Below are 13,397 nucleotides of genomic sequence, written 5' to 3'. Positions count from 1 at the left end.
AACAACAAGAAGACAAATGGAGAAACCTATTTTTGAAAAAGCCGATATCCTTTAAGTAGGAGGTTCTATGAACAAACTATCTCTATCGGCTCTAGGGATTCTTGGCAGTTTATTGGCATTGGCACGATGTAGTGGCAGACCAGCTCCTACCCCCCCTTCCGACCCAACTTTTAAGGTCGATATTGATGCACATGATGAAAAATTACGTAAGACAAGGGAGATACGAGAGACACAATATACGGTTAATTGTGAGGATGAGGTTCAAAATCTCTCTCATCAGCAGGGGTGCGGTGTTGCGCTAAACTCCGATCAGATTCTTGGGCCCAGTGAAGCCAGTCTTTATATCCCACCGGATGAACCGGAACTTACGCGACTTCTATCCTCATTGAATTGTCAATTTCTTTGTTCCTGGCTGGCCCGCAATCCAAGAAACCCTCAAAAACCGACCTATTGTGAGATGATTGTTGAATCCTCCCTGCAGGGATATTCCACCGTCGAAAACCAAACTGGCGACGCCCAAGCTGAAACAGCAGAGTGTCAAACCCGGTGGTAATGAGTATTGCGATAACCTATCAGTAATGGCCCGACAAAAAGCCGGTAGATCATCCGGTTTGGCTTGCCCTTGACCTGGGCTCCCCTTTTTCCTAGGCTCTCCGCCCCATGACACAGAACGAGACACTTCAACACGATTTGCATCGACACATCCCGGCCCTTCGGCAATTTCATTCTACCAAAGCGCTCCGAGCATCGCCGCTCTACCGTCAATTGGAGCCAAAAATTGAGAAAGTTCTGAAAAGTTATGAACTGGTCCATTTCACATCGACTTTGCCCGGTCCGGAGCCGTTTTATCGATCTGTCTCCTGGAATATTGAAAGGGGGATGAGGTTTGACGCTATTCTTTATTATCTCACAACCCACCCGGTCTTATCATCGGCTGACATTCTCTTGATTACTGAAGCGGACTTAGGGATGGCCCGCTCCGGAAACCGCCATATCGCTCGTGAAATTGCGAAGGCACTCAGCATGCATTACTATTTTGCTCCCTCCTATCTGAATCTCGCGAAAGGATGCGGCATCGAGCAGGAGGTCGAGGGTGAAAATCACTTAGGAATCGCCGGTAACGCAATCTTATCACGTTACCCAATCAAAAATCCTCGAATCGTTTCTCTCCCAAATGCCCATGACAAGATGCGGGGGCGTGAAAAGAGATTGGGGAATCAGGCAGCACCCGTGGCCGACATTGATATAAACGGGCAACTTGTAACGGTTGCAGCGGTTCATCTTGATGTTCGCTCCACACAGGAACATCGACGCCTTCAGCTAAAAAGGGTGATTGATCATATAGAAGAGACGACCAAAGGGCCTGTGCTCATTGGAGGTGATTGGAACACCAGCACTTGCGATGCCCACACCGCTACCGCTGCTATCATTGGTTTTTGGATCCGTGTCTTGATGGGAACCGGCAATATGATTCGTAACCACTATCCGCACCCCGATCGTTTTTTTGAAAAGAACCTCTTCTCAATGCTTGAACAAAAAGGCTTCGATTACAAATTATGCAACGAGTTGGGAGTTGGCACATCCCATTATTCGGTTGAAGATATGAAGCAATTCAAAAATCTTAGAGAATGGCTCCCAAATTGGTGTTTTCGGTTTGTCGAGTGGTCCCTGAAAGATCATGGCGGAAAATGCTCCTTTAAGCTGGACTGGTTTACGCAGCGTGGGCTTAAGATCGTCCAGAAAGAGGGAAAAAGTTCGGATCGAAAAGGAGATTCCGTCGGAGCCAAGGTGATCGGCAATCTCTTATATGATAACTACCCTGCGTCGGACCATGATGCGATTGTTGTCGATTTCTGCCTCTAAAAATAAAAAGGCCATCCCCCATTGGATGGCCCCTTGCTTTTTGTTCCTTGCAAGGACTCAATAATCGTCTAGGATTGGGCTCTGTGACCCTCCGAAGAGTTTTGAAGCATCCTGACAGGCCGTCACCCTTTCGGGTTCGCATTCTCTCTTGTTGTTAGCTGAAAGAGGTTCGGCCGCCCCTCTCGCGTCAACTGCAGAGATTTATACCCACCAGGTACCGGAGACTTTTGCCTGGTTGGATGACCAGACTTTTTGTCCCCCTCCTTCCCTGGGTTTTCCGAGGTGGATCTTGAAGGTTTTCTCTTAAACTCGGTAGCCATCGTTTCCGACCACCTGCCCCCTTCGCCCTTAGAACCGACTAATCGTGAGATAAGCCGACTCATGAACCTTGGGGGATCTCCTCGTTAAAGATAGCCCGGATCCTCTCGAATCCAAGCACCCTTTCTGACCTTCTTTCCGCTGACTCTTCCTCTTTCAGAATGTCTACCGCTTCCTTAGCCATGGCCTCCACCTGCTTCACACATCTCTGTGGATTTTTTTATTCCACAGGCAGATTCAGGTTCGGCATCCACCCTTCCTAACGGAGAGGTAAGATCTCAGTACGGGTTGCCCTCCTAAACGATTATTTAATCCTTTTCAAAGAACCTTGTCTTAACGACAGGAACGCTTAGACTATACCTTGTTTTAAAATTCAATCTGACTAAAAATGCCCCTTTTCAAAGCGAGGACTGGCGCGATTAAAAACTGCATCTGTTTTTTTAATAAAAGTTATCCACAGCTGTGAATTAGGAAATAGACCCATTTTTCTTCTGTGAGTCTGACGAGTTAAATCTTTCACTATTTTTTCTTGCACAGGAAAACTTATCCACACAGACAGAGATACAAACCAACTATTTGTTTTTACTATGGAATAACCTTGTTGAGTGGATATTCAACGATCCCGGAGGCCCCGGCCCTTTTTAATTCCGGCAGAATTTCGCGCACAATTCTCTCATCAACCATCACTTCAATCGCCACCCAACTTGAATCGGACTGCTCGGAGATCGTTGGTGTATGCAGGGCCGGCAATATTTTAATGACTGATTGCAATTTTGATCTGGGCACGTTCATCTTGAGCCCCACTTTCTCTTCCGCAAGAATCGCCCCCTGCAGAAGAAGTGAAATATTCTCTATCTTTTTTCTCTTCCAGGGATCTTGCCAACTCTTTTTGTTGGAAATGAAAAGGGTTGTCGATTCCAAAACGGTTTCAACAATTCGTAAATTATTAGCGCGAAGAGAACTGCCGGTCTCCGTCACCTCAATAATAGCATCGGCCAGTATCGGCGGCTTAACCTCAGTTGCGCCCCACGAAAACTCGACCGTAGCAGTCACCCCGTTCTCCTTGAGGTATCGTTTGGAATAACTGACAAGTTCGGTGGCAATTTTTTTCCCTTCGAGCCCCTTGATTGACTTGATTGAAGAATCATTGGGTACGGCAACAACCCAGCGAACGGGCCTAAGACCTGCCTTTGCATACTTTAGCTCACAAACCTCCTGCACATCGGCCTCATTCTCAAGCACCCAATCACGTCCGGTCAGGCCACAGTCTAAAACGCCATCCTGCACATACCGAGCCATCTCCTGGGCGCGAATCAACAATCCCCTTAATTCCGGATCATCAAGAGAGGGGACATAACTCCTGTTCCCGACCGTTATCTTAAATCCAGCCTTGGCAAAAAGACGGAAGGTCGATTCCTGAAGGCTTCCCTTGGGAAGGCCTAGCTTTAAAATGTTTTCATTCATTGAACTTATCTTACCCACTTCTTACCCACTCGGTAGCAGAATCAAATTCATATTGCAATAATGGATGGGATCGGTTACACCTAGGCGCGTATGTTATTCACAAAGCGCATGGGGGGGGTGCTGCTGTTGTTGCCTCTCCTGATTATTTTAAGCTGTACGATCCCGAGTGATGAGGCGGATCTTGAAGAGGCCCGGTTTGATGCGGATCGCTGTAATCCGTCTGATTCAGCCACAACGGCTTTCTGTCAAAATGTCATTGATAAGACCCGTGCTGTCCTTGCCGCTGATCCGACTAATATCGAGGCTGGTGAGCTTTGCGCCTCCGCCTACATGGGCTTGTCAGGCATTGATATATTGCAATTTATTGAAAAGCTCGTTGAGGTACAAAATGAGACAGAGGCTGACTTCAAGTCATTCAGGACACTGGTCGACAAGGTAGAGGCCGCTAACAAGCGCGAGATTAACCTGGATGAGCTTCGTAACGGCATTACTTGCCTGGCCAATGTCGTTGCCAACAAGCTCGGTGTGACCGATCTCGAACAGGCTGGCCTGTTTCTTCTAGGGACACTCCGGTCTATTGAGACATTTGTACGCCCGGTCAAACTCATATCATTTGAAACTGATGGGACCATTAATGCAGATGAAATTGATGATGATGATGCGGCTATTTTGGAGGATAATTTCATCAATGCGGATAACGAGATATCGGCAGGGGGTACAACAGATGCCACCACTCTCAGTGCCATGAGGGAAGGGTATTGTCGTTGTACAAAGTCTCGGTTCGGGTACAGTGCCGCCTGTATTCGGGACATGATGAGATGTGAGGTCTCGACCAAAGACAATGAAGACACAGAGCAGGATTATGATGCCGATGGCGTTACAACGGGTGATCGTGATGATGATTGTGATGCCTTGGTCAACCCTCCGGGCGTTGCCGCGTGTAAAGATACCAACACAACCTGATGAAAAATAATAAAAACCTTAAAGTCTGGGGGATGTCAGCACTGTTGGTCGGTCTTTTGCTTCTGCCATCAACCTTGCTCTTGGCTCAATCAACCTCTATCCCGGCTGAACATCCCAGTCTCTATAAAGGAGTTCGTCCGCTTGGGATGGGGAATGCCTTCATTGCAATGCCTGGATCGGATGAAAATGCTGCCTTTTACAATCCGGCCGCTATTAACGATTACAAACGCCTCGGAATGAGGATTGTGAGCCCTACCCTTGATTTTTCAACAAGCATCATCGGCCTTGTAAATGATACCTTAGATCTTTCCGATGCGATTGATGCGGCTACTACCGACGGTGCCAAGATTGAAGAATTTAGAAATTTTGTGAATCAACACATAGGTGAATTTCAATCGATCGCCTTAAGGCTTCCTATCCTCCAACTGCAGCATAAGTGGTTTGTCTTATCAACTCTGGCAGATAGTCGAACCACGATCTCTTTTCGAAACAGGACCGTTACTAATTTTGAGCTCAGCTCCCGCTCTGATGCCGGTGGTCTGATCGGGACAGCCTTTGGCTTTTGGGAGGATCAAGTACAAGTCGGACTCAACCTCAAAGTGCTTTACCGCATTTCCGTGGATGAAACGATTACCACAGACGACATCACAACCGCCGCCAAATTTAGTGATGTACTGAGCCTCAACCGTGCACCCGGGGTCGGCTTTGATCTAGGGCTTAAGGGAAAGGTTCCTTCCTATGGGCAAAAGTGGTTAGAGGTCATTAAGCCGACTGTCGGCTTTACGTGGCAGGATATTGGAAATACGAGGTTTAGTGGAGCAGTCCCCGACACTACACAATCGATCGGCCTTGGCGTAGGAATCCATCCAACGTTGGGGCAGTGGGAATTTCATGTAGAGAATGACTTCCGGGAGCTTAACCAGTCTGTCGCATTTATCAGAAAATGGAATATCGGTGCCGAGGTGGTCGCCCCCAAGCTCTTGATTCTTCGCCCATCCTTCCGTCTGGGAGCCAATCAGGGTTACATAGCGGCTGGCACAGGTTTTGATTTCAGATTTTTGAAGCTCGAATTTGCAACATACGCTGAAGAGGCCGGGGTTTTCTCAAGGCAAAGGGAGAATCGACGAATTGCCCTCAACCTCTCCTTTGGTTTCTGACGGATTTCTGCATTCAGCCGATTTTGGAAAAATCAAATCCCTCGAGTTCTTTCTTGACCTCGGTTAAAAATCCACAGGCAGCGTCTCCATCAATCAATCGGTGATCAAAGGAGAGATCAAGGGACAGTATTGACCGAATTTTTATTTCATTATTAACAACCCAGGGACGAGGCGTAACACGGTTTGCGGCCAGTATGGCCGATTGGGGATGGGGGATAATCTGACTGCTTCGAACGGCCCCCAAGGCCCCCGTATTGTTAACAGTAAAGGTGCCTCCCGTCAGTTCAGAAACATCCAGGCGACCTGTACGGGCCTTCTCGATCAGTTGGGTTCCACGATCAACGATCTGCTGAAATGAAAGCGACTGGGCATTACGCAACACCGGAACCATGAGTCCCTGGGGGGTCGACGTCGCAATCCCCAAATGGACATGTTCGTATTCTTCTATGGACCATTTGCCAGGCTCACCCTTCAGTGAACTGTTGATCACCGGATACTTTCGAAGTGCCTTGATCACAGAAAGCAGGATAAAAGGAAGGTGAACTAATTTGTTGACTGATTTTTTCCTCCACTCGTCAATAGAAGTAACATCAACATCGAGACCAGTTCCCGCATGAGGAATCTCCCTCTTGGAGAGTATCATTTTTTCAGCAATGCGTGCCCTGATCGGTGTAACATTAATAATCTTCGCACTAGTCACCGTCGAAACAGCAGCAACTTGCTTGGAGGTAGGACCTCCACGCTGTTCAAGATATTTGATAAAATCCTCTTTTGTCAGTCTCCCGCCAGGTCCTGTTCCTAAAAGACTGGAGACCTCTTCCAAGGAGACACTCTTCTCTTTGGCCAAGGCACGAATCGCCGGAGAAACAGAAATCGAGGAACCTCCACTATTGATCGATCCGGCTATCCTCCCCGAGTCACGAGGAGTGTTAGTCATAGCGGTAGGGGTACTACTGCCCTGCTGACCCAGGACTTTACCAATGCCAAGTGATAAATACTTTTTAGCCGCCTCATCCGGAACTTCAAAGTGGGCAATATCGACACCTACCTTTACTTGTTTATTTTCAGCCTCCAAAATTTTAACGAGTTTCCCATTAAAAGGAGACTCATAGGAAAAAACCGATTTCTCCGTCTCAAGCTCCATGAGAGGTTCCATTTCACGTACCGATTCTCCTTCTTTCTTGAGCCAACGGACAATGAGGGCCTCCGTGATCGATTCACCAAACTGAGGCATAGTCAGGGCTAATTTCATAAAAACAGGGCTTATTACTTCGACTCGTAATTACTATGACGTATATACAAAACCAAAAAAATCAACAAAATTACTCATTCAGCACTAGTCCTGAGTGAATAAATTCGTCACCGAATTTATGAATCGAAGGACTTAGTATTGGACGAGACGTTTCGCAGCGTCAATAACTTCTTGTGCGGAGGGAAGATAAAAATCTTCCAGGATAGGAGAGACCGGCACGGGAGTCATCTTTGCGGCAATCCGAACGGGAGGGGCTGCCAAGGCATCAAACGCCTTCTCACAAATGAGTGACTCCAGCTCGGCCCCGACACCACCCCGCATTGGTGCCTCATGAAGTATAATGACACGGTTTGTTTTCCGAAACGAGCCTAGCATTGTTTCTTCATCAAGGGGGACAAGCGTTCTTAAGTCAACAACCTCCATCTCGATCCCCTCCGTGGCAAGTTGCCCTGCTGCCTTGAGCGCCAGATGAACCATCGCACCATAGGTAATCAAGGTGACATGACCGCCGCTTCTTCTCACCACCGCCTTTCCCAAGGGAACACGATGAATCCCCTCAGGCACCTCTTCACGGATCTCATAATAAAGTTTTTTGTGTTCAAAGAAGAGGACCGGGTCGTCATCTTCGATGGCCGACATCAGGAGCCCTTTGGCATCGGAAGGGGTCGAAGGGACAACAATCTTCAAGCCTGGCACATGAAAATACCACGCCTCGGTACACTTGGAATGATAAGGACCCACCCTTAACCCCCCGCCACTCGGGGCTCGGATAACAATAGGAACTTTTGTGCCCAAACGAAACCGGTAGGGGGCCGCCATATCAACGACCATGGAAAAAGCGGTCGTCATAAAATCCGAAAACTGGATCTCGGGAACTGGCCGAAGCCCTGCTATCGCCGCCCCAATCGCCTCACCAATAATAGCGCCTTCGGAGAGGGGGGTATTTCGAACCCTCTTCTCACCAAACTCGTTAATCAGACCTTTTGTAATGCCATAAACGCCGCCAAACTGACCGACATCTTCACCAAAAATATAAACCCGCTCATCGGCCTTCATCGCCTGCCGGAGCCCGTCTCGGATCGCCTCGCCATACGTCATGACCGACATGATCTATCTCTCCCTCAGAAGGTCTTCTGCCTTCGGCAGTGGCTGACTCCTCGCAAATTCCAATGCCTCTTCAATCTCGCCCTCAATACGACGCGCCACACTCTCGGTCTGATCATGGGAAATGCCTTTTTCTTCTACAAGATACCTTTCATACCCGACAATCGGATCCCTTCTCTTCCAATTCTCAAGGAGATTTTTCGGAATGTAGGTCATCGCATCGTGTGTCCCATGCCCTCCCATCCTCATTGTCTTACACTCGATGAGCGAAGGACCTTCACCGCGACGGGCACGATCAACAGCCTCTTTGACGGTTTTGTAGACTTCGAGAACGCTGTTTCCATCAATCGTTTTTCCAACCATTCCATACCCCGCAGCCCGAAGCGATAAACTCTCAACCATCGTTTGCTGTTCAATCGGCGTTGAGATGGCGTAATGATTGTTGTTCAAGACAAAAACAACCGCGAGTTTGTTAACAGCGGCGTAATTTAACGCCTCATGAACGATCCCTTGCGAGGAGGCACCGTCGCCAAACGGAGAGAGGACCACATTCTTCTCACCACGATATCTCATCGCCATTGCAACGCCGTTTGCCACCGGCGTCAACGAGCCCATATGGGAGGCAAAACCAAGGATCCTCTTGCTGACGTCTCCAAAATGAACATTGGAATCCCGACCCCATGTCACCGAGCTGGCGCGACAAAAATACTGGAGGAATATTTCTTTCGGTGTGAAACCTCGGACGAGATGGGCCCCCATATCCCGATGGCTTGGGGCCAACCAATCCCCTTCTTCGAGGGCATACGCCGCCCCAACGGAGATCGCCTCCTGGCCTGTTGAAAGATAACCTTTTCCAATAATCAACGGTGCCGCCAAATTTTGGCTTTTGCAGATGTATTCGACCTTGTTTTCAAGGGTGCGCGTCAGGAGGAGGTAATAATAAATTTCAAGGAGTTGGTTTTGCGTCAGCGGCACGACATCCTCTTTGGCAGGCTCGTAGGAGATTGTCCTAATGCTACTCGCCCCCATTTAACTTTCCCCCTCAGTCAAACAACGCCGCGATTCTAGCGAGCCGTTTCTGTCATCAAAGTCAACCGTTTGTCCATCATTTTTTTCAGTGAAGCAAGATACTGCTCCCGATTTTGATAAGGTCTTCGGGCAATGCCGGAACGGATCGCCGCTTCCGCCACCGCAGGTGATTCCCAGAGCAGGACACGGGAATCAAGAGGCTTGGGAATAATATAATCAGGGCCAAATGAAAGCCTCTTCACACCATACGCACGACAGACCTCTTCAGGAACCTCCTCCCTTGTGAGTGCGGCAAGCGAACGGGCCGCAGCGATCTTCATCTCATCGTTGATGCAGGCCGCCTCCACATCAAGGGCCCCACGAAAAATAAAAGGGAACCCCAGGACATTATTGACCTGGTTTGGAAAATCAGACCGGCCGGTCGCCACAATCGCATCGGGTCGAACCTCACGCGCCTCGAGGTAGCCGATCTCCGGATCGGGATTCGCCAGTGCAAAGATGATCGGCCTGGGATTCATCTGACGAATCATCTCCGCCTGAACAAGTCCCCTTCCTGAAACCCCAACAAAGACATCTGCACCACTCAAAACCTCTTCCAATGTCCGCTTCGTCGTCTCCTGGGCAAACTCTGCACGGTAAGGTTCCAACCGGGGACGACCTTGAAAGACAACCCCTTGACGATCGGAAAGGGTAATCTGCTCCTTGACAACCCCCAGGCTCATAAAAGCCTTGGCACAGGCGATCGCCGCAGCGCCAGCACCGGAAAAAACAATATTAAGATTTTTGAGTTGTTTCCCTTGGATTTCAACCGCATTTAAGAGGGCCGCTGCCGTGATCAAGGCAGTTCCATGCTGGTCGTCATGAAAAACGGGGATCGACATCTCCTCAATAAGTCGTCTCTCGATCTCAAAACACTCGGGCGCCTTGATATCCTCCAGATTGATCCCGCCAAATGTCGGCTCGAGCGCTCTAACAACCCCTACAAAGGTCGAAGAATCTTCCGCCTTGACCTCAAGATCAAAGACATCGATATCCGCAAACTTCTTGAAGAGGACCCCCTTCCCCTCCATCACCGGTTTAGCTGCAACCGGGCCAAGGTTCCCAAGCCCCAAAACGGCCGTACCGTTAGTAATAACGGCCACGAGATTCCGACGAGCCGTATAATCAAACGATTTCTGTGGATCCCGTTGAATCTCAAGACAAGGTTCGGCAACCCCTGGTGTATAGGCAAGGGAGAGCTCTTTTTGGGTGTTGCAGGGCTTGGTTGAAACGACCTCGATCTTCCCCTTACGCCCCTCTGAGTGATATTGAAGAGCCTCTTCCCGGGTGATCATTGAAGGACTTATAGAATAAGCTTAATGATTTGGCAATGCTGCCTTTTTGACCGCCTGGGCCACCCTTTCGTGAAGGGTTAGGTCAAGAGGATCTGGCAAAAGCTCTTTCTCGGGTGTGTGATCGACAATCGCTTGAACGGCAGCGAGGTACATCTTGGGGGTCATTCGGGTCGCCCGAGCCTCCATCGCCCCCTTCAGAATACCCGGATAACCTAACAAATTATTGACACGTCGCCCGTCACTCGCAAAGGCGGCCCCTGCCTCCACCGCCTCCTTGATGGAAATTTCAGGTTCCGGATTGGAGAGCGCCAGAATCACCTGCCCCTTCCGGATCATGCTCGCCTTGATCAATCCCGCTTGGCCAGTCGTCGCAATCACAACATCCACCCTCTTCATCACCTCGGCCACGGAGGCAACAACCTCACCACCCAACTTCCGTAATCTCTCCTGGGCATATGACTGGATATCGGTTCCAACAACGGGCCGTCCCGTATGGTTCATGACAAGGTGCGCAATCGCCGAGCCAGCTCCCCCCAAACCGATCTGTCCCACAACCGCCGTCTTCAAATCTTTTCCAACAAGACGACAGGCATTGAGGACCGCCGCGAGACAGACAACAGCGGTCCCATGTTGATCATCATGCATCACCGGAATGTTGAGTCGTTTGATCAGCTCCTCTTCAATATAAAAACAGTCGGGGGTCTTGATATCCTCCAGTTGAATGGCACCAAATCCGCGTGAGATTGAAATAACCGTCTCAACAAATTCCTTGGGATCCTGGGTCTCCAGAAGAATCGGCACCATATTGTAACCGGAAAACTGGGAAAAGAGTGCCGCCTTTCCCTCCATCACCGGCATTGCAGCGACCGGACCGATATTACCTAAACCCAAAACGCGACTTCCGTTTGTAACCAGAGCCACCGTTCTGCCGATACCCGTATACTCTTCAGCGGCCGCCGGGTTTGATTGAATCAGGGAGGAGACCGCCGCAACACCTGGTGTATAGACTTTCTGCAGGTCATTCACCGTTTTTACGGGATACCGTGGGGCGACCGTTAATTTTCCACCACGATGCAACTCCATCACATCATCAATAACCGACTCCAATTTGGTCGTTTGAATCGTTTGGACCGACCGAATGATCTCTTCCAACTGTTTTTCATCCTGACAGATCACCGTTATGTCACGAAGAGTGTGAAAGGTACCAACCGAATGGGTTCGGATATCACCAATATCTCCACCACCAGCCGCAATCGCCTGAATCACCTTTGCCAAGGCACCGACTTGCTGCTGATTCTGACACCGAAGCGTCCTGATGACTCGTCGTTGGTAGGCCATGAGAGAGGAGAAGGATGGCATAACTTCCCCGCGGCAAGACCGCGGGGTTTCTTGGCGGAATCCCCGTAGCCACCGACCCTCCTCTGCCAATGCTTCGGATCTCCGGACCATTCATCCCCGCCGCAAGACGGCAGGGTTTTCTGGCGGAGGCGGATAAAGGGGAAGGTTGACAGACTTCTCTTAATTGATAGTTCTCCCTTGTGGCGAGATTTAAAAAAATTGACCACATCGGCATTGCCGTCCCCAATCTCAAGGAGGCGATTCAAATCTATAAAGCCCTCCTTGGAAAAGAGCCGGATCATTATGAAGAGGTGGCCGAACAGAAGGCCCGAACCGCCTTTTTTGCAGTAGATGACACCAACCTGGAACTCCTTGAATCAACTTCTCCCGATGGACCGATTGGAAAATTCCTGGAAAAACAGGGACGGGGGGGGCTCCATCACATCTGTATCCAAGTCGACAATATTGGGAAAGTTCTGGAGGAATATAAAAGACAAGGGATCCAACTCATTGATGAAAAGCCAAGGATCGGGGCCCATGGCAAAAAGATCGCCTTTGTGCATCCAAAATCAACAGGTGGAGTTTTGGTGGAGTTATCGGAGGAGAAAAAATAATGACAAAAAAAACCCATCCTAAAGAGGCGCTATTCGCAGGGGAAAAGCTATTTCCGATCATCCCGAGCTGTGAGCATTTCGCAGGCTCCGAAAAACTGATCCTAAAGGCGCTCGAACTTCAGAATCAAAAGGGCGGCCTCTTTGATATTACGATGGATCTTGAGGATGGGGCCCCGGAGGGACGAGAAAAAGAGCATGCCGAGATGGTCGTCTCCCTGCTCCAATCCCCGCTCAACCAGCAAAAGATGAGTGGCGTTCGAATCCATGACTACACCAATCCTCATTGGCGGAGGGATCTGGAGATTGTTGTTCCGGCAGTCGGCAACATTGTTGCCTACATCACTATTCCCAAACCGACGCATGCCGGTCAGGTCAAGGAGATGATCAGTTATATCCAGCAAACGGCCCGCAAGGCGAATATCCAACGTGAGATCCCGATCCATGTCCTGATTGAGACCCACGGGGCATTGCGGGATGCATTTGAGATCGCCTCCCTCCCCTGGATGCAGGTGCTTGATTTTGGACTCATGGATTTTGTCTCCGGACATCATGGCGCCGTCACAGAAACAGCGATGCGCTCACCGGGTCAGTTCGAACATGCACTGATCGTCCGTGCCAAGACAACCGTGGTAGCCGCCGCCCTCGCCAATGGGATTATCCCGGCCCACAATGTCACGTTGGATCTCAAGAATCGTGAACAGACGTTCTCCGACGCGCGGCGTGCCCGTTACGACTTTGGTTTCTTAAGGATGTGGTCAATCTACCCGACGCAGATCGATGCAATTATCGAGGCGATGCGGCCCGACCATTCCAAGGTTGAAAAGGGATGCCAAATCCTGCTCAAGGCCCAGGAGGCGAACTGGGGACCGATTCAATACGAAGGAGAATTGCACGACCGGGCGACCTACCGCTATTTCTGGGAGCTGGTTCAAACCGCACGTTTGGCCGGTGAACAGCTCCC

The 13,397-nt window shown here is 49.7% G+C and carries 12 protein-coding genes; 6 read left to right on the top strand and 6 right to left on the bottom strand.

Going from position 1 to position 13,397, the window contains the following annotated elements; translation table 11 throughout:
- Positions 1-67: 67 nt before the first annotated feature.
- Both HYT77_10730 and HYT77_10725 read left to right on the top strand, forming a co-directional pair.
- Positions 68-553 (top strand): hypothetical protein, encoded by a 486-nt coding sequence (locus tag HYT77_10730; GenBank protein ID MBI2068468.1) that lies wholly within the window; start codon positions 68-70, stop codon positions 551-553.
- A gap of 107 nt (positions 554-660) precedes the next feature.
- Positions 661-1,863 carry an endonuclease/exonuclease/phosphatase family protein gene (locus HYT77_10725; GenBank protein ID MBI2068467.1) on the top strand — a complete coding sequence of 401 codons (1,203 nt, stop codon included), beginning with the start codon at positions 661-663 and terminating at the stop codon, positions 1,861-1,863.
- A gap of 903 nt (positions 1,864-2,766) precedes the next feature.
- On the opposite strand, the gene HYT77_10720 is transcribed toward HYT77_10725, so the two are convergent.
- Positions 2,767-3,645, bottom strand: coding sequence for an ATP phosphoribosyltransferase (locus tag HYT77_10720; protein MBI2068466.1), 879 nt, complete (start codon positions 3,643-3,645; stop codon positions 2,767-2,769).
- Between the two features lie 90 nt (positions 3,646-3,735).
- Here HYT77_10720 and HYT77_10715 point away from each other — a divergent pair, with 90 nt between their 5' ends.
- Positions 3,736-4,608 carry a hypothetical protein gene (locus HYT77_10715; protein MBI2068465.1) on the top strand — a complete coding sequence of 291 codons (873 nt, stop codon included), beginning with the start codon at positions 3,736-3,738 and terminating at the stop codon, positions 4,606-4,608.
- Positions 4,609-4,640: 32 nt separating this feature from the next.
- Positions 4,641-5,765, top strand: a complete 1,125-nt coding sequence (locus tag HYT77_10710; protein MBI2068464.1) for a hypothetical protein — start codon at positions 4,641-4,643, stop codon at positions 5,763-5,765.
- A 13-nt stretch (positions 5,766-5,778) separates the two neighbouring features.
- On the opposite strand, the gene HYT77_10705 is transcribed toward HYT77_10710, so the two are convergent.
- From HYT77_10705 to HYT77_10685, 5 genes are all read right to left on the bottom strand, one after another.
- A complete protein-coding gene (locus HYT77_10705; protein MBI2068463.1) occupies positions 5,779-7,017 on the bottom strand; it encodes a 2-oxo acid dehydrogenase subunit E2 in 1,239 nt (412 codons plus the stop codon).
- A gap of 132 nt (positions 7,018-7,149) precedes the next feature.
- Positions 7,150-8,124: an alpha-ketoacid dehydrogenase subunit beta gene (locus HYT77_10700; protein MBI2068462.1), complete on the bottom strand. Its 975-nt coding sequence runs from the start codon at positions 8,122-8,124 to the stop codon at positions 7,150-7,152.
- Positions 8,125-8,127: 3 nt separating this feature from the next.
- Complete coding sequence (locus HYT77_10695) at positions 8,128-9,150, bottom strand: thiamine pyrophosphate-dependent dehydrogenase E1 component subunit alpha (protein MBI2068461.1); 1,023 nt, start codon at positions 9,148-9,150, stop codon at positions 8,128-8,130.
- Between the two features lie 35 nt (positions 9,151-9,185).
- The gene (locus HYT77_10690) at positions 9,186-10,484 is read right to left on the bottom strand and encodes a malate dehydrogenase (protein MBI2068460.1); all 1,299 of its coding nucleotides are present in this window, start codon (positions 10,482-10,484) and stop codon (positions 9,186-9,188) included.
- Between the two features lie 21 nt (positions 10,485-10,505).
- Positions 10,506-11,822, bottom strand: coding sequence for an NAD-dependent malic enzyme (locus HYT77_10685; protein MBI2068459.1), 1,317 nt, complete (start codon positions 11,820-11,822; stop codon positions 10,506-10,508).
- A gap of 200 nt (positions 11,823-12,022) precedes the next feature.
- Here HYT77_10685 and mce point away from each other — a divergent pair, with 200 nt between their 5' ends.
- Positions 12,023-12,436 carry a methylmalonyl-CoA epimerase gene (mce, locus tag HYT77_10680; GenBank protein ID MBI2068458.1) on the top strand — a complete coding sequence of 138 codons (414 nt, stop codon included), beginning with the start codon at positions 12,023-12,025 and terminating at the stop codon, positions 12,434-12,436.
- Positions 12,436-13,397, top strand: a 962-nt coding sequence (locus tag HYT77_10675; protein MBI2068457.1) for a CoA ester lyase, incomplete at its 3' end; no start/stop codon positions are given. The genes mce and HYT77_10675, both read left to right, overlap by 1 nt.

It is taken from the genome of Deltaproteobacteria bacterium, from assembly GCA_016180855.1.
Classification (GTDB): Bacteria; UBA10199; UBA10199; order JACPAL01; family JACPAL01; genus JACPAL01.
The sequence above is the reverse complement of the archived record's forward strand: the minus strand, read 5'-3'. Positions and strand labels throughout refer to the sequence as shown.

Bases quoted from the DNA above. Each gene is read 5' to 3' on its own strand.
- HYT77_10730 (MBI2068468.1), top strand. From the start codon at position 68: ATGAACAAACTATCTCTATCGGCTCTAGGGATTCTTGGCAGTTTATTG.
- HYT77_10725 (MBI2068467.1), top strand. From the start codon at position 661: ATGACACAGAACGAGACACTTCAACACGATTTGCATCGACACATCCCG.
- HYT77_10685 (MBI2068459.1), bottom strand. From the start codon at position 11,822: ATGGCCTACCAACGACGAGTCATCAGGACGCTTCGGTGTCAGAATCAG.
- HYT77_10705 (MBI2068463.1), bottom strand. From the start codon at position 7,017: ATGAAATTAGCCCTGACTATGCCTCAGTTTGGTGAATCGATCACGGAG.
- HYT77_10720 (MBI2068466.1), bottom strand. From the start codon at position 3,645: ATGAATGAAAACATTTTAAAGCTAGGCCTTCCCAAGGGAAGCCTTCAG.
- HYT77_10715 (MBI2068465.1), top strand. From the start codon at position 3,736: ATGTTATTCACAAAGCGCATGGGGGGGGTGCTGCTGTTGTTGCCTCTC.
- HYT77_10690 (MBI2068460.1), bottom strand. From the start codon at position 10,484: ATGATCACCCGGGAAGAGGCTCTTCAATATCACTCAGAGGGGCGTAAG.
- HYT77_10710 (MBI2068464.1), top strand. From the start codon at position 4,641: ATGTCAGCACTGTTGGTCGGTCTTTTGCTTCTGCCATCAACCTTGCTC.
- HYT77_10700 (MBI2068462.1), bottom strand. From the start codon at position 8,124: ATGTCGGTCATGACGTATGGCGAGGCGATCCGAGACGGGCTCCGGCAG.
- HYT77_10695 (MBI2068461.1), bottom strand. From the start codon at position 9,150: ATGGGGGCGAGTAGCATTAGGACAATCTCCTACGAGCCTGCCAAAGAG.